Here is a 17,094-nt window from a genome sequence, read left to right as displayed (position 1 = left end):
CCGCGGAAACGTCTACAGGGGGAATGACATGAAACAGCATCGTATCGCCCGCGCCGGCCAACATGCCGCTACGCTGGGCCTGATCCTGGGGGTGGGCCTGCTGGCCGCCTGCCGCAGCCATGCGCCGGCCACCGACGGTCCTGCCGAAGCCACCGTCGTGCAGTTCCCGGAGGCCTCCAGGGCCTCGTTGAAGGAAGGCATCTATCCGGACGTCGCCGACCTGCGCCGCTTCGCGCCGGGCATGAGCAAGCGGCAGTTGTACACGCTGCTGGGCACGCCGCATTTCAATGAAGGCATGTGGGGCGTGCGCGAGTGGAACTACCTGTTCAACTTCCGCACCGCGCAGGGCGCGGAGTACTTCACCTGCCAGTTCCAGGTCCGCTTTGACAGCAAGGGCATTGCCCAGGCGGGGTACTGGAAGCCGGAATCGTGCGCGGCCGTGCTGGAGCCGCCGCGGCCACCGGCCCCGCCGGCACCGGCACCGGCACCGCTGCCAGAACAGCCGCTGCGGCTGTCTGCCGACGCGCTGTTCGGCTTCGACAGCGCTGTACTCAGCGCCGAGGGCCAGCAGGCGGTGCAGGGCATCCTGGCGCAGGTGCGTGAAGCCGCACAGGTGCAGTCGATCCGGGTGACCGGCTACACCGACCGTATCGGCAGTGCCAGCTACAACCAGACCCTGTCGCAGCGCCGCGCCGAGGCCGTGCGCAGCGCGCTGGTGCAGGGCGGCGTGCCTGCAGCCAGCATCAGCGCCGAAGGACGCGGCGCGGCCGAGCCGATCGTGCAGTGCGAGCAGCGCAATCGGCGCGCGCTGATCGCCTGCCTGGCGCCAAACCGTCGCGTGCAGATCGCCGGAGTGGCACAGCCGCGCTGAAATTCCCTCACCGGGGCCAGGCCCCGGTCCCGAGTCCCCCCTGACCGCCGGCAGGCGTGGCAACGTCTCCCCCGTCGTCCACGCCTGCCTGCGGCTCAGGTCTTCTAACGGTGCACGCGATGAACGCTCAATTCCTGCCTCTTTCCATGAAGACGGAAACCACACTCAGCGTGTACGGCCAGCTCGGCAACCATGCCGTGGTACGCATTCCCGGGCGGCGCCTGCCAGGCCTGATCCTGCAGGCCGATACCGTGGCCGGGTTCCTTGCCCAGCTGCAGGAGGCCCAGGCCTGCCTGCGCAGCGGCCGCGCGCAGCGTACCGATGCGGAGCTGGACATGCTGATCGACGTGCTGCAGCAGTGGTATGCGTTGATCGAATCTCGTCTGGCCGACGCCGGCGAGGCGCTGTAGACGACAAAAGGGGACGGAGGGGATTAAGTCGTTTCCGGCACGACACGGGCATGTGCGACTTAATCCCCTCCGTCCCATTTTTCTACGCGTGGCCGCGGACCAGCCAGCAGGCGGCATCCACGCGTACGCGGTCGTTCTCGACGAACGGTGCGAATGCGGCCAGTGCTCGGGCCAGCAGAGAATCGGCGCGTTCCTTCGGCATCGTGCGCAACGCCAGGCCCAACGGGCCCACTTGGCCGACATAGGTAGGCAGGTCCTCGCGGGCGAGCGAGCAGGGCAGGTCTACCGCAACAACCTCCACGTCATTCCAGCCGGCGGCCTGCAGCAGATGCTGCACGCGCTCGCCGTCGGCAAAGGCGAACTGGCCCGGTTCGCCCGGTACGCGGGGCGGAAGATCCAGGGCATCGCCGATGGCGTGCTCGGCGGTGGTCATGAACGGATTTTCCCCGGCGCCGCGCCAGGCGAGGAAACGCAGGCCGGCACCCGGTCGCGCCGCGCGGCGCAGGTTGACGAAGGCGGCCTCGGTATCTTCGAAGAACATCACGCCCAACCGAGATTGGATCCAGTCGAAGTGCGCGGTGGGCAACGGATGCTGCTGTGCGTCGGCGACGATGAAGTCTGCGTCCAGCCCTGCCGCCTCGGCGCGTTGACGGGCCAGCGCCAGCATCGGCGCGGAGATGTCCAGGCCGGTGCAGTGCGCCGACGGGCGTGCGGCGGCTGATGCCAGCAGGCTGGCCCCGGTACCGCAGCCGATGTCGAGCAGTTGCGTGACGGTTTCCGGAAGTTCGGCCACGAGCAGGTCGGCCATCGGCTGGAACAGGCCATCGAGAAGGGCCTGCTGCGCAACCCAGACCTGGCCGCCAGGGCCGTTCCACAGGGCGTTCTGATCAAGGGGGGGTGTGCTGGCCATGGCCTTGCCTCGGTGGGTAGTTGCCCATAGGTTGGCGCTTGAAGGTCACTTGAGGTCAAGCCCGTGCGCGAACTGGATATTGGCGAGGTGGTCAAGCGCAGCGGCGTGCCGGCCTCGACCCTGCGCTACTACGAACAACTTGGGCTGCTGCAGGCACTGGGCCGTCGCGGCCTGCGCCGGCAGTACGACGAGCAGGTGCTGGAACGGCTCGCGTTGATCGGCCTCGGCCAGGCGGCCGGTCTGTCGCTGCAGCAGATCGGGGCATCGCTGCCACTGCAGCGCGGGTGCATCTCCCTGGACCGGGAGGCCCTGCTGGCGCAGGCCGATGTGCTGCAGCGGCAGATCACCCGGCTGCAACGGGTGCGCCGGCACCTGCAACGCGCGGCGGCCTGCCCGCAGGCGGAGGACGCTCGGAAGTGCGGTTCGTTCCAGAAACTGCTGCGTGCGCAGCAGCGCATGGCGGGTCGGTGAGAGAAGCATCCACGCATGGCGTGGATCTACTTCACCACGACCTCGGTAGATCCACGCCATGCGTGGATGGAATCAATCGCGGGTACTGACTTCCCAGGTGGCATGCAGCACGCCCGGCACGTGCTCCATCCGCGCCAGCACCACGTCCAGCTCATCGGCACTCACGGCAGTACTGACCAGCACCGCGATCACATCGGTTGGTGCATCGGCATGCTCGACCACCTGCACATCACCGACCGGGTACTGCGCTGCTTCCAGCGCATCGACCAACCGCTCACGCACCCGTGGTACGGCTTCGGCATCCACGCTCAGGCGCACCTCGTAGGTGGCTTCCGTAGCGGCTTCGTTGATCGGGATGCGGTTGATCGCATTCACCAGCGGCCGCAGCAGGGTATTGCCGGCGATGATCAGCACGGTCAGCAGCACGCCTTCGGCCAACATGTCCGCGCCGGTGCAGCTGCCCACCGCCGCCGAGCACCACAGGGTGGCGGCGGTGTTCAGGCCGCGCACGTTCATGCCTTCCTTCATGATCACGCCCGCGCCGAGGAAGCCGACGCCGGAGACCACGTAGGAGATCACCCGCACCGCCTCGGCACTGCCGGCGATGCGCATGCCGAGGTCGACGAAGGCGGCGGCGCCTACGGCCACCAGCACATTGGTGCGCAGGCCGGCGGTGCGTTGCCGGTACTGGCGCTCGGCGCCGATCAGCGTGCCCAGCACGAAGGCGGCCAGCAGGCTGACCACGGTGTCGGCGAAGGGACCGGCCTGGAAGGTCTCAATGAAGCGCATGGCCGGAGTCTACCCGGTCGAGGTGACAGTAGATCCACGCCATGCGTGGATTTCCAGCGGTCCACGCCACGCGTGGTTAGTCAGCGTGCCAGAAACGACTTAATCCCCTCCGTCCCCTTTTTGCGGGGTCAGTCGGTGTCCTCGACGCGCTCGCCCATCAGTTCGCGCTGGCGCTTGTCCAGTTCCTCGGCGTAGCGCTTGCGGACGAAGGCTTCAGAGACCACGCCCAGGACCTGGCCGTCGGCGGCGACCACGGCCAGTTCATCGGCCTGGGTCTGGTCGAAGCGCTGCATCACGCTGACCACGTCCGCGGCCGGTGACAGTGACACGTCACGGTTCTCGGCCAGCTCGCCGATCATGGTCTCCGGCTTCACGCCGTCGCCGTAGACGCGCGGAATCTGCACGATGCCTGCGTAATGGCCTTCGCTGTCGATCAGGATCACCCGGCTGCCCGAGCCCAGCGGGAAGCGCTGGCGGAACGCGGCGGCATCGAGATCGGCCGGAGTAGTGGCCACGCCCTTGCGCATCAGCCGGCCGGCGTTGAGGTTCTGCACCCAGCCCACGTCGCGGGCGCTCTTGATGGTCTCGCCGCGCAGGTGCATGCGCCAGGTCGAGAACGAGTAGCCGAACCACTGCCGCACCAGCGTGCTGGACACCAGTACCGCGCTCATCACCACGCTGGTCAGCAGGAAATCGTGCGTGCCTTCCAGCACCAGCATGGCCATGGTCATCGGCGCGCCAACGACGGCAGCAGCCAGCGCGGCCATGCCGGCCAGCGCGGCCGAGGTGGCGTCGATCACCGGAACGCCGGTGGCCATGCCCAGCAGTCCGGCGAACAGCGCGCCGACCAGGGTGCCCATGAACAGCGAGGCGAAGAACAGGCCGCCACGGAAGCCGAAGCCGAGCGAGATGCCCGAGGCCAGGCACTTCAGGGTCAGCAGGCCGCCGATCCAGATCAACGGCAGGTGCGTGGTCAGGTCCAGGTGCAGCGCGCCATGGCCGGACGACAGCACCTGCGGACTGGCCAGGGCCAGCGGGATCAGCAGCAGGCCACCCACCACCGGGCGGCCCCACAGTGGCAACGGGCTGCGCTTGACCCTCCCTTCAATGGACGCGATCAGGCGCATGATGACAATGCCGACCATCGCGCAGCAGCAGCCCAGCAGTCCGTAAATGGCGTAGTCGGCGGCGCGTACGTCTATGGTCGAAGCGGCGGGCAGCAGGTAAGCCTCGATGCCGGCCTGATCGGCCACGAACGCACCGGCCAGTGCGGCCACGGCCACCGGCGCCAGTGCGGCCGGCGTGTAGGCGCCGATGACGATCTCGAAGGCGTAGAACGCACCGGCCAGCGGCGCACCAAACGCAGCGGCGATGGCACCGGCGGCACCGGCACCGACCAGGATGCGCACGTCGTTGCGACGCAGGCGCATCACCCGGCCCAGCTGCGAGCCGCTGCCCGCGCCCATCTGCGTATACGAAGCCTCAAGGCCGACCGACGCGCCGCAGCCGTTGGACAGCAGGGTCTGGGTCAGCACGATCAGGTTGTCGCGCATCGACATGCGGCCGCCGTGCAGCGCATTGGCTTCCACCGCATCGAGCAGTGGCCGTTTCAGTCGCGTCGCCGCCAGGCTGACCAGGCCGACCAGCAGTCCGCCCAGTGGCAGCACCAGTAGCGCGGTCCAGGTCAGCGAGGGCAGGGAGCTCAGCCGCATGCCGTCGTCCAGCCCATACAACGTGCCCTGCAGCCAGCGCGCGATGCCCGACTGCAGCAGGGTCAGGTAGCCGGCGATCAGGCCAACCAGCAGCGCCAGCGCGATGAACCACAGGTCGCTGCCGCGCAGCCGCAGGCGCAGGCCCTGGAAGGCCAGATGCAGGCGCGATGGCGAAACGGGCGAAGACATGGTGGCGGCATGATACGCCGCCACCGTGAGCGCCACCGTCACCGCATCGGGCGGCTACCGGCTCAGAAGCGGTAGCGGCCCTTTACGTAGAAGGTGCGCGGCGCGGCCACCATGCGGCCTGCGTTGCCATCGACGTTGCGGGTGTACCAGCGCTTGTCGGCCAGGTTGTTCACGCCCAGCGCGATCTCGCTGTTACCCGGCCCCGGCACCTGCCAGGCCACTTGGGCATTCCACAGGCGTACGCCCGGCACGCGTCCCACGCGCGCGTCAGCGCTCTCGGCCCAGGTGTTGGCGGCGTCGGAGAACTGGCCGCTCTGGTGGGTGCTGGAGACGTTGAAGGTCCAGCCGGCCAGCGCGTAGCGGGCGCCGATGCTGTCGGTGTCGCGCGAGTAGAAGGGCACGTCCAGGCCACGGTTGTCACCGGACTGCTGGATCGCCTTGGTCCAGGTGTAGTTGGCGTACAGCTCCAGCCCGGCCAGCGCACTGTCCTCGGCGAAGTGGTACTCCAGTGCACTCTCCACGCCCTTGTGGTCGGTGGCGCCGATGTTCTGGAAGGTCGGCGGGGTGATTCCCGGCACCTGCAGGATCTGGTTGTCGAAGCGCATCTTGAACACGGTCACTTCCGCGCGCAGGGCGCCGTCCTGCCAGCGCGCGCCCAGCTCGGTGGTCCTGGCGATTTCCGGGTTCAGCGGGTTGTTGGCCGTCTGCGAATTGAGCTGGATGTTCTGCACCGGCCCGAACGAGGTGGTGTAGTTGCCGAACACGGTCAGCTGCGGGGTCAGCAGGTAGGCGATGTTGAGCGAGGGCAGGGCCTTGTCGTTGCGGCTGCTGAAGGTTGCCGCGCCAACGGCCTGGCGGCGGTCCATGTCGATCCATTCCATGCGCACGCCCGGAGTGATCCGCCATTGGCCGATCGCGATGCGGTCGTCGATGTAGAACGCATGCGCATCGGTGGCGTTGTCGAAGCGGGTGGTGGCGCTGGCCACGCCGGTGCGGCGGGTGACGGTGTAGCTGCGGTCGTTGCCACGTTCGCGCAGGAAGCGGTAGCCCGCGGTGATGTCGTGCACGCTGGCGCCCCAGTGCAGGCGCTGGGTGTAGCGCGGCTCGATGCCGAGCACGCGGTAGTCACGCGGCTGCACGGTCAGCTGGGTGTTGGCGGCGTTGATCAGCGAGCTGGCACGGGTGCTCTCGTTGTAATAGGCCAGCACCTCGAACTCGCTGTTGGCCGACAGCGTGTTGGTGTAGCCCAGGTCGATGCCGGTGCGGTGGCCCTTCCAGAAATCGGTCGGCCGGGTGTTCTGGAACGGATCGGCCTCGTACTGCGCACGGGTCAGGCCGCCCGGCGTCAGCGAGCGTACGTCGTAGTAGGACAGCTTGGCACGCAGCTCCTGCTGTTCGTCGATGGCGTAGGCGAACTTCAGCGCGAGATCATTGAAGCGGTCATCGCTGCCCCGGCGCCAGCCGCGACCATCCTGGCCGGAGTACAGCAGGGCCGCGCCCAGGCCATTGTCGCCGGTACCGCCGAGGAAGGCGTTGTACTGGGTGCTGTCACCGCCGCCATGGTCGTAGGCGGTGTAGCGGACGCCGGCTTCGCCGTGCAGGCCGGCCTCGGTGGGAATGGCGCGGGTGCTGAAGTTGATGATGCCACCGACGTTCTGCGGCCCGTAGCGCACCGCGCCGCCGCCGCGCACCACGTCGATCGACTCGATGTTGGACAGGCTGGTCGGCGCGAACGACAGCTGTGGCTGGCCATACGGCGCCACCGCCAGCGGCACGCCGTCCAACAGTACGGTCGAGCGCGGCGAGTAGCGCCCGGTGAGGCCGCGCACGCCGATGTTCAGCGACACCGAGCTGCCGGCCGTGCCGGAGTTGTCGGTGACCTGCACGCCGGGGATGCGGCGCATGGCATCGCCGATGCTGGCCGCGCCGCTGGCCTCGATGCGCTGGCGGTCGACCACGGTGCGCGCGCCGGCAAAGCGCTTGACGCTGTCATGCAGGCCGGTACCCAGCCAGCTGCCGGCGACCTGGATGCTGTCCAGCGTGGTGGCGCCGTCCTGGGCGAAGGCACGGGTGGTCGGGAGCAGGCACAGGGCGAGGGCGGCGGCCAGGGGCAGGCGGGCCGGTTGCAGGGCGAGGATGGGCATCGGTGCAGGCTGTGGAAGGTCGTAAATGAGAATTATTGCTGATTCCGTTGTGCAAGGGAATGCGCTGCCGGTTCATGCCGATGCCCCGGTGGTAAAGTGCGCGACTGCTTTCCTGACCGCCGAGATCTGCCATGTCCCAAGCTGCCTTCTACCCCGTCGGAACCCCTGGCCAGCCGTGGGGCGCAGCGGAACGGGAGGTGTGGCGTGGCCGCCAGCAGCGCCTGCGTCGCTATGACGAGGAGGTGCTGCCCCGCATCGAGGCGCTGGCTTCGCGCTTCGACAAGGTGGCCTATGGCCAGCTCGACTACGCTGGCGAGACCTACACTCTGTTCGCCCTGCGCAGCCGCGATTGGAACCCGGCGCTGCCGGCTGCCCTGGTTACCGGTGGCGTGCACGGTTATGAGACCAGCGGCGTGATGGGCGCGCTGGAATTCCTCGAAAAGCACGCCGCCGACTACGCCGGCAAGGCCAATCTGCTGGTGACACCGTGCGTGAATCCGTGGGGCTTCGAGCGCATCAACCGCTGGAACTTCGATGCGATCGACCCGAACCGCAATTTCCGCGCCGACGGCCCGGCCCGCGAATCGACCGCTGTCATCGAACTGATCGCGCCGATCAAGGACCAGTTCGTGCTGCACATCGACCTGCACGAAACCACCGACAGCGACGAGAGCGAGTTCCGCCCGGCGCTGGCCGCGCGTGACGGCAAGCCGTTCGAGCCGGGCCTGATTCCCGATGGCTTCTACTTGGTGGACGACAGCGAGAACCCGCAGGCGGCGTTCCAGCAGGCAGTCATCGCCGCGGTGGAGAAGGTCACCCACATCGCGCCGGCCGACGACAAGGGCGAGATCATCGGTTCGCCGGTGGTGGCCCACGGCGTGATCGAGTATCCGCTGGTGAAGCTGGGCCTGTGTGCCGGCATCACCGGTGCGACCTACACCACCACCACCGAGGTCTACCCGGACAGCCCGCGGGCGACCCCGCAGCAGTGCAACGACGCCCAGGTGGCAGCGGTGTGCGCGGCGCTGGATTACGCGCTCGCCCATCGTTGATGAAAAAAGGGGACGGAGGGGATTAAGTCGTTTGCGGCACAAACGACTTAATCCCCTCCGTCCCCTTTTTCGGTTCACCCCAACGCGTCGGCCCACCACAGCGCCGCTGGCCCCGGCGGCGTATCGCGGCGCCACAGCAGGTCGCTGTGGATGCGTCGTGGCCAGCCGGGCAGAGTCAGTTCCACCAGTTGCCCGCGGTCGTAGCGCTGCACCAATGCGCGGGGCAGCTCGGCCCAGCCGATGCCATCCTCGGCCATCTCCATCACCATCAGGTAGTCGGTGGCGGTCCACGCCAGCCCGGTAACCGCCCGCGCATGGTCGACCTCCGCGCTCAATCGCACCTGCCGGTACCGTGCCAGCTGGGAAGCTGCGCGACGGCCGGCGTCGGCCAGCGCATGGTCGCGCGCCACATACACCGACAGTTCGCTGTGATGGGCCAACGGCCGTGCCACCAGACCATCCGGGTAGCTTTCCTGGCGCGGCAGCAGGCCCAGCGCGGCGCGACCACTGCCGACCAGTTCCAGCACGTCTTCGCCTTCGGCATCCAGCCATTCCAGTTCGATCTCGGGGAACGCTTCGGCAAAGCGCTGCAACACGCGCTGCTCCGGATCGAGCTGATACACGTCGGAGAACACCACGGTCAGCCGCGCTTCGACCGGGGCGGCCAGCCGCACGCTCAACTGCTGCAGGCGGGTATCGGCGGCGAGGATTTCCTGGGCATGGACGAGCACCTGGTGCCCGGCTTCGGTCAGCTGCGGGTAGCGTCCACTGCGGTCGAACAGGCTGACGCCCAGGTCCGCCTCCAGGTGGGCGATGGCGGTGCTGACCGTTGATTGGGTCTTGCGCAGGCGACGCGCCGCCGCCGAGAACGATCCGAGCGCGGCCGCTTCGACGAACGCCTGCAGGGATTCAGGGGAATAGGGCATTGATCCATCGCTCCTATCGATGGTATCCATTTTGAATCGACCGTAAAAGGCGATGATACTGTCCGCCGTCGCCCCTGTCTGCGGGGCATCCACGCATGGCGTGGATCTACTGAGGGCGGGGCCCTGTCCGCGTCCCGCAAGGAGTTTCACATGTCCCGTACTGTTCCCGCCCGTGGCGCGCTGGTCGCCTGGGCCTGCCTGACCGTGGCGATCGTTGCCGAAGTGGTCGGCACCTCGTTCATGGCCCATGCAGCCCGCGATGGTGGCTGGACCGGCTACCTGATCATGGCCGGCGCGTTGGCGCTGTCCTATTACTTCCTGGCCCTGTCGGTCCGCCGCATCGCGGTCGGTGTCGCCTATGCGGTGTGGGAAGGCCTGGGCCTGACCCTGCTGACCGTGGTCGGCCTCACCGTGTTTGGCGAGAGTCTGTCGCTGCAGCAGCTGGCCGGCCTCGTGCTGGCGGTGGTCGGCATCGTCTGTGTCACCCTCGGGGAGGCGCACTGATGAATACCCTGGCCCTGTTTTTCGTGATCTGTTCTGCGCTGATCGACGTTGCCGCCAACATGATGGTCGCCAAGTCGGAGGGCTTCCGCCGCTGGCGCTGGGCCGTCGGCGCGGTCGTCATGGTCTGGATCGCCTTCGCCCTGCTGGGCCAGGCGGTGCGCTACATGGACCTGGCCACCGCCTATGCGATGTGGGGAGCGATCGGCGTGATCGGTACCGCCACTTGCGGCCGCCTGCTGTTCGGCAACCGCCTGCGGCCGATCGGCTGGGTTGGCATCGCCCTGGTCACGGCGGCGGTACTGCTGCTCAGCACCGCCAAGTAGCAGCACGCCTTGTCGCGAGCTGGGCGGCGATTGTGCAGCGATTTGCGAAGTCGCCCCTGCTCATCGACACTGCGGTTTTCCACATGGAGTGCCCGCATGTTCAGCCACATCACCGTAGGAACGAACGACATGGAGGCCGCGCGTCGCTTCTACGACGCCCTGTTCGCCGCGATGGGGGCACGTGCGGGCGTATTCGACGAGAAGGGACGGCTGCTGTACTTCAAGGATGGGCGGATGTTCGGTGTAACCGCGCCGATCGATGGGCAGCCAGCGTGCCATGCCAACGGTGGCACCATCGGTTTCAGTCTGGGCAGTGCAGAGGCCGTGCGTGCCTGGCAGGAAGCTGGCGTGGCTCACGGTGGTACCGCCATCGAAGATTCCCCCGGCGTCCGCAACATGTCCGGTCGGCAGGTGTTCCTGGCCTATCTGCGTGACCCGGATGGCAACAAGCTGTGTGCGGTCCATGTGATGTCGTGATTGGACAGGACGCGCGTGGCCGCGATGCACGCGGTCCGCGCGCGGCTGCGCTCGCAGGCACGCTCCTGCGCGCGCGTGATAACACGGAATGGTGGGCCGGGCCTGTGACCACAGGCCGCAACTTCATGCTCTGTCCACTGCGGTTCAGCCACAATCGGTCGGCTAACCCTTTGATCTACCGGAGAACGCCGCCCCATGGATGTACTGGAGCCGCAACAATCCCCGGTGCGCACCCTTCGGCCTGTGTTCGCCTTCGCGGCGATCGTTGTCGTGGCGTTCGCGCTGTTCGTCAGCCTGTTCCCGCTGGGGGCAGGCCGCCTTCTGCTGAAGGCACAGGACTGGGCCGCTCTCAACGTCGGCTGGTATTACCTGCTGGCGATGACCCTGTACCTGGTGTTCGTGGTCGGCGTGGCGCTGTCCAAGTACGGTGGCATCAAGCTCGGTGCCGACCATGACGAACCGGAGTTCAGTTACCTCTCCTGGGCCGGCATGCTGTTCGCGGCGGGCATCAGCATCACGCTGTTCTTCTTCTGCGTTTCCGAACCGCTGACCCACTACCTGCAGCCGCCGCAGGGCGATCCGGCCGCGGGCGAGGCCGGTGCGCGCCAGGCCATGCAGCTGCTGTTCCTGCATTGGGGCCTGCATGGCTGGGGTGTGTTCGCGCTGGCGGCGATGGCGATGGCCTACTTCGCCTACCGCCACAACCTGCCGCTGGCGCTGCGCTCGGCGCTGTACCCGCTGATTGGCAAGCGCATCAACGGCCCGATCGGCTACACCGTGGACGCGCTGGGCATCGTCGCCACCGTGTTCGGCATCGGCGCCGACATGGGCTTCGGGGTGCTGCACCTCAATGCCGGGCTGGCGCACCTGTTCAACATCCCGCATTCCAACCTGGTGCAGATCATCCTGGTGGTGGCCATGATGGGCGCGGCGGTGGCGGTGGCCGTGTCCGGCGTCGAGAAAGGCGTGCGCTGGATGGCCAACATCAACATGCTGCTGGCGATCGCGCTGGTGCTGTTCATGCTGTGCGCCGGCCCCACCCAGTACCTGCTCAGCACCTTGATGCAGAACCTGGGCGACTACCTCGGCAGCGTGGTCGGCAAGAGTTTCGATGTGTATGCCTACGGCGGCCGACCGGAATGGCTGGGCGGCTGGACGGTGTTCTACTGGGCCTGGTGGATCGGCTGGGCGCCCTTTGTCGGGCTGTTCATTGCACGTATCTCGCGCGGCCGCACCATCCGCGAATTCGTGTTCGGCGTGCTGCTGATCCCGCTGGGTTTCACCCTGGCGTGGCTGTCGATCTTCGGCAACAGCGCGCTGGACCAGGTGCTGCACCACGGCCAGCAACAGTTGGCGCAGCTGGCGGTGGATGATCCACCGACCGTGCTGTATGCGCTGCTGGACGGCTACCCCTGGAGCCGCGCGGTGATCACGGTGACAGTGCTGGTCAGCTTCATCTTCTTCGTGACCTCGGCCGACTCGGGGGCGGTGGTGTTGTCCACGCTGTCCTCGCACGGCGGTGCGCCGGAGGATGATGGTCCGCGTTGGCTGCGCGTGTTCTGGGGCACGGTGATCGCGGTGCTGACCGCCGGGTTGCTGCTGGCCGGCAGCATCGATGCGCTGAAGTCGGCGGTGGTGCTGGCGTCGTTGCCGTTCTCGGCGATCCTGTTGTTGATGATGTGGGGGCTGACCCGCGCCTTCAGTGACGAGTCGCACCGCAAGCGCGCGCTGCAGTACCGGCCGTCGCCGTTGATCGGAGACGATCGCCACCACCGGGGCTGGCGCCAGCGCCTGAGCCAGGCCATGCACTTCCCGGTGCGCGACCAGGTCTACCGCTTCATGGATGACACGGTGAAGCCGGCGATGGAGGCGGTGGCCGAGCAGCTGCGCGGGCAGGCCTGGGACGTGGCCACGCGCTTCGAGGCCGGCGACATGGAGTTGACGGTGAACCACGGCGAGCAGCAGGACTTCCTGTACCGGGTGATCCTGAGCGGCTACCTGACCCCGTCGTTTGCCGCGCAGCAGCTGCGCAACCAGCGCTACTACCGCGCCGAGGTGCACCTGTTCGAAGGCAGCCAGGATTACGACCTGGTGGGATACAGCCGAAAGCAGATCATCAACGACATCATCAGCCAGTACGAACGGCACCTGCAGTTCCTGCACCTGAGCCGTTGATGCGGTGGGTGCGGACCGTTGGTCCGCACCCCCCTGTAGAGCCGAGCCCGCGCTCGGCTCCTCGGTGTCGGAAGAGCAGCCAAGCATGGCTCGGCTCTACAGTGGCAATCAGAACCTGTAACGAGCGCCCAGCGAGACGAACTGCCCGCGCAGGTTGTACTGGCTGATGTCGAACCCATTGGATCCACCGGCCGGGTCGAACGGCGGGTCCTTGTCGGTCAGGTTCAGCACCGACAGCGACAGCGTGGTGTTGGCAATCCCTTCGTACGCTACGTACAGGTCCAGCTGGTGATACGGCTTGATGCGGTCGCGCAGGCCCGGGTTGCTGGTCGCCGTCGCCACACGCTGGTCGTAGCCGCTCACGTACTGCAGGCTCAGCGTGCTGCTCCAGTCGCCCACCGCCCAGTTCAACGAGGTGGTGCCGCGGGTGCGAGGCAGCGCGCCGTGGCGGTTGTTGCCGGCGCCTTCGTACGGTGCCTGGCCGGCTACCAGCGGCTGCTTGAAACTGAGCAGGTGGGTCCAGCTGCCGGCCACGGTGAAGTTGCCCCAGCCGTCGGTACGGAAGGTGCGGCTGGCGTCCAGATCCAGCCCCGAAGTGGTCAACTCCCCTTGGTTGGCGTACTGGTTGGTGATGAACTGGATGCGTCCCTGCGCATCACGTTGCACGCGACCGGGGAACAGCGTCGGGTTGTCGACGATGAACTGCGCGCTGTCCGGCTTGACCAGGTTGTCCTGCTCGATGCGGTACCAGTCCAGGCCGATGCTGGTATCGGCATCCGGCGACCACACCGCACCCAGGTTGAAGTTGCGCGAGCGTTCGGCCTTCAGGTCCGGATTGCCGGTGCGGATGTTGGTCACACCACGGCTGCCGCCGGGCTGCAGCGGATCCAGTGGATCGATCACCGAGCCGTAGCTGACGGTCTGGCCGGGCGCGATCTCCGGCAACGAGGGCGCGCGGAACCCGCGCGAGAACGAGCCACGCAGCAGCAGGCTGTCCAACGGCTGCCAGCGCAGCGCCACCTTCGGCGAGAACGCCTTGCCGAAGTCATCGTAGTGATCGCCGCGGCCGGCCACCTGCAGCTCCAACGTGCGGTGCAGTGGCACGCTCAGTTCGGCATAGGCGGCACTGACCTGGCGCTCGCCGTTGACCACGTTGATGGCCGGGCGCAGTTCGGTGCCCGACAGCACCTGTGCACTGGTACGCGCATCCAGCGACTCCTTGCGGAACTCGGCGCCCCAGGCGAAGCCGACCGCACCGGCCGGCAGCTCCCACAGCGAGGTCGAGGCCTTCACGTTCAACGCGTGCAGCCTGTACCAGCCCGGGCGCTTGGTCTGCAGGCGCAGTGCATCCAGCGCGCCCGGCGTGCTGGACGGGTTGAGGAAGTTGTAGCTGCCATCGCGCAGGATCTGTTCGAACGCGTAGCGGTTGACGAAATTGTCCACGTACTCGCGCTGTGCACTCTGCGAGGTCAGCGCCGCCACTTCCCAGTCCCAGCGTTCACCGCTGCCGCGCACGCCCGCCAGGGCGCGGTAGAACACCTGCGTGTTGTCCTTCAGGCGCGGGCCGAGATCGAAGAAGGTGTACTCGAACGGCAGTGGCGTGCTGCCCGGGTTGTTGGGATGGCCGACCGGCAGCACCGCCGGCACGTCGATGAGCGTGCCGGTAGCCGGGTTGTAGGCACGCAGGCCGGGGCCAACGGTCAGCGGCGCACTGAAGATCTGGTCGGCCTTGTTGTGGCTGTACAGCACGTCGGCGAAGGCTTCGACGCTGTCGTTGAAGCGGTAGGTCGCGCTCAACGACGCCTGCAGGCGCTCGGCGCCGGGCTGCAAGGTCTTGAACGGCTGCGCGTTGAAGGCGCAGGCCTGGCCGGGCAGGGTGCTGCCGAAATCGCTGTAGGGACGCAGCTGACTGCCATCCGGGCAGTTGGCGAACGGTTGCGGCGCGCGCGGGTTGGACAGCCAATTGCCACCGGCGGTGGACCAGCCGGCCAGGCGTCCGCCGGGCTGGTCGCGGAAATCGCCGCTGCGGGTATAGGCGCGCTGGTCGGCGTCTAGGCGATCACGCTTGAGCAGGTCCAGCCCGAACAGCACGTTCCAGCCCTGCTGCTCCAGGTCGCCGAAGCCGGCCAGCAGGTTGGCTTTGCGTTCGTCCAGGCCGCCCTGGGTGGCGGTACCGAAGCCGCCGCCGACTTCCACGCCCTGGAAGTTCTTGCGCAGGATGATGTTGATGACACCGGCGATGGCGTCGGAGCCATACACCGCCGAGGCGCCGTCCTTCAGCACTTCGATGCGTTCCACCGCGCTGATCGGCAGCGCGTTGAGGTCGACGAAGGTGTCCTGGGTATTGAGCGCGAAGCCGAAGTTGGACACGCGGTAGCCGTTGACCAGCACCAGTGTGTTCTTCGGCGACAGGCCACGCAGGCCGATCGAGGCCGAGCCGGCGGCGAAGCTGCCGGTGTACTGCTCGTCGAAGCTGTTGCCGGCATTGGCCGACAGGTTGCGCAGCACGTCGGTGAGGGTGGAGCGGCCGGTCTGCTCGATCTGTTCGCGGCTGACGATCTGCACCGGGTTCGGCCCGGCGGTGTCGCTGCGTTTGATGTTGGAGCCGGTCACCAGCACGGTGCCGAGGGTGGTGCTGTCCTTGCCGGCATCGGCGGTTTCAGCGGCGCCGGCAGCGCCGGCGGTGAGGCCGAGCGCGATCGCGCCGGCAAGCAGGTTCAGGGTGGTGCGGTACATGGAAGCGACAACGCCGAACGGGGGAGGAGCCGTCAGTACCGCATGCAGGTACATGCGCCTTCCAATGACGAAAGCGCATTCAGTTATACATCACAGGTTCTTAACGAACGGTGCGAGGAGTGCAGAGCATTGGTGCGCACGCTGCTGTAGAGCCGAGCCTACGCTCGGCTCCGCGCACTGACCGGAAGCAGCCGAGCGTGGCTCGGCTCTACAGAAGGCAATGCCAGCCCATCAAGGCCGCAGCAGCACCTTGCCGTTGCGGCCCGAACCGGCCCCGGCCTTCGCCGCCTGGGCGATGTCGTCCAGCGCGAAGATCTGCTCCACCGGCAAGGTCAGTTCGCCGCTCGCCGCACGCTTCAGCAGTTCGCCAACCAGCCGGCGCTTGTCCTCCACGGCCATCGCCTGGCTGACCTTGCTGCCCCAGAAACCCTTCACTGTGGCCTCCTTGTAGATCAGGCCGCCGGCCGGGATGCGCATCGGTTCGCCGCTCATCACCCCGAACGACACCAGCGTGCCGTGGTGGCCGAGCAGGTCGACCAGGTCACCGCTGGCGTCGCCGCCGATGGAATCCACGGCCGCCGCCGCCTGTGCTTCGCCGGTCGCTTCACGCACGCGATCCTTCCAGCCGTCCACCGAGGTGTCGAACACATGATCGATACCCAGCGCCTGCAACTGCGCCACGGCATCCGCATTGCGCACCAGGTTGGCTACATGCACGCCACGCGCCCGCGCCAGCATCGCCAGCGACTTGCCCACCGCGCCGTTGGCGGTGTTCTGCACGATCCACTGGCCCGCCTCGACGTGCAGGAACTCCAGCAGCATCAGCGCGCTCAGCGGCATGGCGATCAGCTGCGCGGCCATTTCGTCGGGGATCGCCTCCGGCATCGGAATCACCATGCGTACCGGCGCGATGAAGGCCTCGGCCCAGGTACCGTGTACCGAGGCTGCGGCGACGCGCTGGCCGATCTGCAGGCCGTCGACGCCGTCGCCCAGTGCGTCGACCACGCCCAATGCTTCGCTGCCGCCAATCGCCGGCAGGGTCGGCTTGTAGCCGTAGAGGCCGCGCACGGTCAGCAGATCGTGGTTGTGGATCGAGGCCAGCACGGTACGGATGCGCACCTCGCCGGGGCCGGGCTCAGGCAGCGGCGCATCGGCAATGGCAAGGACGTCGGCCGGGTTGCCGAAGGAGGGGTACTGGGCAGCGCGCATGGGTGGTGTTCCGGGGAAAGTTGATGTTGTACCGAACTGGGGCCGCAGGGGCTGTCGACAAGGCGCCGCAGCTGCAACACGGCATCCTGCGACTGATCGTCGCGACATGTGCTGATTACCGCATCTTGTGTTGACGGTTCGGGATATCCCCACTATGTTGTGGCCGTCACTCCCGGTCAGCCGCCGCCGCCGGACA

15 protein-coding genes are annotated in these 17,094 nt (G+C 67.4%); 8 read left to right on the top strand and 7 right to left on the bottom strand.

What is annotated here, in order from left to right:
* The first annotated feature begins 28 nt into the window (after positions 1–28).
* Complete coding sequence (locus AC5P8C_RS01985) at positions 29–871, top strand: OmpA family protein (protein ID WP_019659953.1); 843 nt, start codon at positions 29–31, stop codon at positions 869–871.
* 119 nt (positions 872–990) lie between these two features.
* The gene (locus AC5P8C_RS01980; RefSeq protein ID WP_019659952.1) at positions 991–1,281 is read left to right on the top strand and encodes a DUF6959 family protein; all 291 of its coding nucleotides are present in this window, start codon (positions 991–993) and stop codon (positions 1,279–1,281) included.
* A gap of 82 nt (positions 1,282–1,363) precedes the next feature.
* Here AC5P8C_RS01980 and AC5P8C_RS01975 read toward each other — a convergent pair whose 3' ends face one another.
* The gene (locus tag AC5P8C_RS01975; protein ID WP_019659951.1) at positions 1,364–2,191 is read right to left on the bottom strand and encodes a class I SAM-dependent methyltransferase; all 828 of its coding nucleotides are present in this window, start codon (positions 2,189–2,191) and stop codon (positions 1,364–1,366) included.
* A 63-nt stretch (positions 2,192–2,254) separates the two neighbouring features.
* On the opposite strand from AC5P8C_RS01975, the gene AC5P8C_RS01970 reads away from it, so the two are divergent.
* Complete coding sequence (locus AC5P8C_RS01970) at positions 2,255–2,662, top strand: MerR family transcriptional regulator (protein WP_019659950.1); 408 nt, start codon at positions 2,255–2,257, stop codon at positions 2,660–2,662.
* 72 nt (positions 2,663–2,734) lie between these two features.
* Here AC5P8C_RS01970 and AC5P8C_RS01965 read toward each other — a convergent pair whose 3' ends face one another.
* The 3 genes from AC5P8C_RS01965 to AC5P8C_RS01955 form a co-directional block, all read right to left on the bottom strand.
* Positions 2,735–3,451, bottom strand: coding sequence for an MgtC/SapB family protein (locus tag AC5P8C_RS01965; protein ID WP_005409984.1), 717 nt, complete (start codon positions 3,449–3,451; stop codon positions 2,735–2,737).
* A 128-nt stretch (positions 3,452–3,579) separates the two neighbouring features.
* Positions 3,580–5,352 (bottom strand): chloride channel protein, encoded by a 1,773-nt coding sequence (locus tag AC5P8C_RS01960; protein WP_050563258.1) that lies wholly within the window; start codon positions 5,350–5,352, stop codon positions 3,580–3,582.
* Positions 5,353–5,414: 62 nt separating this feature from the next.
* Positions 5,415–7,496: a TonB-dependent receptor family protein gene (locus AC5P8C_RS01955; protein ID WP_495218281.1), complete on the bottom strand. Its 2,082-nt coding sequence runs from the start codon at positions 7,494–7,496 to the stop codon at positions 5,415–5,417.
* A gap of 131 nt (positions 7,497–7,627) precedes the next feature.
* Here AC5P8C_RS01955 and AC5P8C_RS01950 point away from each other — a divergent pair, with 131 nt between their 5' ends.
* A complete protein-coding gene (locus AC5P8C_RS01950; protein WP_019659947.1) occupies positions 7,628–8,548 on the top strand; it encodes a M14 family metallopeptidase in 921 nt (306 codons plus the stop codon).
* A 74-nt stretch (positions 8,549–8,622) separates the two neighbouring features.
* Here AC5P8C_RS01950 and AC5P8C_RS01945 read toward each other — a convergent pair whose 3' ends face one another.
* A complete protein-coding gene (locus AC5P8C_RS01945) occupies positions 8,623–9,474 on the bottom strand; it encodes a LysR family transcriptional regulator (RefSeq protein ID WP_019659946.1) in 852 nt (283 codons plus the stop codon).
* Positions 9,475–9,624: 150 nt separating this feature from the next.
* On the opposite strand from AC5P8C_RS01945, the gene AC5P8C_RS01940 reads away from it, so the two are divergent.
* The 4 genes from AC5P8C_RS01940 to betT all read left to right on the top strand — a co-directional run bounded on the left by AC5P8C_RS01940 (position 9,625) and on the right by betT (position 12,953).
* On the top strand, positions 9,625–9,978 hold the full coding sequence (locus AC5P8C_RS01940; protein ID WP_019659945.1) for an SMR family transporter: 354 nt from the start codon (positions 9,625–9,627) through the stop codon (positions 9,976–9,978).
* Entirely contained in the window at positions 9,978–10,301 is a 324-nt protein-coding gene (locus AC5P8C_RS01935) for a DMT family transporter (protein ID WP_019659944.1), read from the top strand. Before AC5P8C_RS01940 ends, AC5P8C_RS01935 begins: the two co-directional genes overlap by 1 nt.
* Positions 10,302–10,397: 96 nt before the next feature.
* Positions 10,398–10,778, top strand: coding sequence for a VOC family protein (locus AC5P8C_RS01930; RefSeq protein ID WP_019659943.1), 381 nt, complete (start codon positions 10,398–10,400; stop codon positions 10,776–10,778).
* Positions 10,779–10,973: 195 nt separating this feature from the next.
* Positions 10,974–12,953, top strand: a complete 1,980-nt coding sequence (gene betT, locus AC5P8C_RS01925) for a choline BCCT transporter BetT (protein ID WP_019659942.1) — start codon at positions 10,974–10,976, stop codon at positions 12,951–12,953.
* A 108-nt stretch (positions 12,954–13,061) separates the two neighbouring features.
* On the opposite strand, the gene AC5P8C_RS01920 is transcribed toward betT, so the two are convergent.
* Both AC5P8C_RS01920 and AC5P8C_RS01915 read right to left on the bottom strand, forming a co-directional pair.
* On the bottom strand, positions 13,062–15,689 hold the full coding sequence (locus AC5P8C_RS01920; RefSeq protein ID WP_026347015.1) for a TonB-dependent receptor domain-containing protein: 2,628 nt from the start codon (positions 15,687–15,689) through the stop codon (positions 13,062–13,064).
* A gap of 231 nt (positions 15,690–15,920) precedes the next feature.
* On the bottom strand, positions 15,921–16,898 hold the full coding sequence (locus AC5P8C_RS01915; protein ID WP_019659940.1) for a zinc-binding dehydrogenase: 978 nt from the start codon (positions 16,896–16,898) through the stop codon (positions 15,921–15,923).
* Between the last annotated feature and the right edge of the window lie 196 nt (positions 16,899–17,094).

The sequence above is a fragment of the Stenotrophomonas sp. YJH_SMC_46 genome (assembly GCF_059370315.1).
Note: the sequence above shows the minus strand (reverse complement) of the source record. Positions and strands in the feature narration are given on the sequence as shown.

Excerpts from the sequence above, each read along its gene's own strand:
- AC5P8C_RS01985 (WP_019659953.1), top strand. The coding sequence starts at position 29 with ATGAAACAGCATCGTATCGCCCGCGCCGGCCAACATGCCGCTACGCTG.
- AC5P8C_RS01980 (WP_019659952.1), top strand. The coding sequence starts at position 991 with ATGAACGCTCAATTCCTGCCTCTTTCCATGAAGACGGAAACCACACTC.
- AC5P8C_RS01975 (WP_019659951.1), bottom strand. The coding sequence starts at position 2,191 with ATGGCCAGCACACCCCCCCTTGATCAGAACGCCCTGTGGAACGGCCCT.
- AC5P8C_RS01965 (WP_005409984.1), bottom strand. The coding sequence starts at position 3,451 with ATGCGCTTCATTGAGACCTTCCAGGCCGGTCCCTTCGCCGACACCGTG.
- AC5P8C_RS01960 (WP_050563258.1), bottom strand. The coding sequence starts at position 5,352 with ATGTCTTCGCCCGTTTCGCCATCGCGCCTGCATCTGGCCTTCCAGGGC.
- AC5P8C_RS01955 (WP_495218281.1), bottom strand. The coding sequence starts at position 7,496 with ATGCCCATCCTCGCCCTGCAACCGGCCCGCCTGCCCCTGGCCGCCGCC.
- AC5P8C_RS01950 (WP_019659947.1), top strand. The coding sequence starts at position 7,628 with ATGTCCCAAGCTGCCTTCTACCCCGTCGGAACCCCTGGCCAGCCGTGG.
- AC5P8C_RS01945 (WP_019659946.1), bottom strand. The coding sequence starts at position 9,474 with ATGCCCTATTCCCCTGAATCCCTGCAGGCGTTCGTCGAAGCGGCCGCG.
- AC5P8C_RS01940 (WP_019659945.1), top strand. The coding sequence starts at position 9,625 with ATGTCCCGTACTGTTCCCGCCCGTGGCGCGCTGGTCGCCTGGGCCTGC.
- AC5P8C_RS01935 (WP_019659944.1), top strand. The coding sequence starts at position 9,978 with ATGAATACCCTGGCCCTGTTTTTCGTGATCTGTTCTGCGCTGATCGAC.
- AC5P8C_RS01930 (WP_019659943.1), top strand. The coding sequence starts at position 10,398 with ATGTTCAGCCACATCACCGTAGGAACGAACGACATGGAGGCCGCGCGT.
- betT (WP_019659942.1), top strand. The coding sequence starts at position 10,974 with ATGGATGTACTGGAGCCGCAACAATCCCCGGTGCGCACCCTTCGGCCT.
- AC5P8C_RS01920 (WP_026347015.1), bottom strand. The coding sequence starts at position 15,689 with ATGTACCGCACCACCCTGAACCTGCTTGCCGGCGCGATCGCGCTCGGC.
- AC5P8C_RS01915 (WP_019659940.1), bottom strand. The coding sequence starts at position 16,898 with ATGCGCGCTGCCCAGTACCCCTCCTTCGGCAACCCGGCCGACGTCCTT.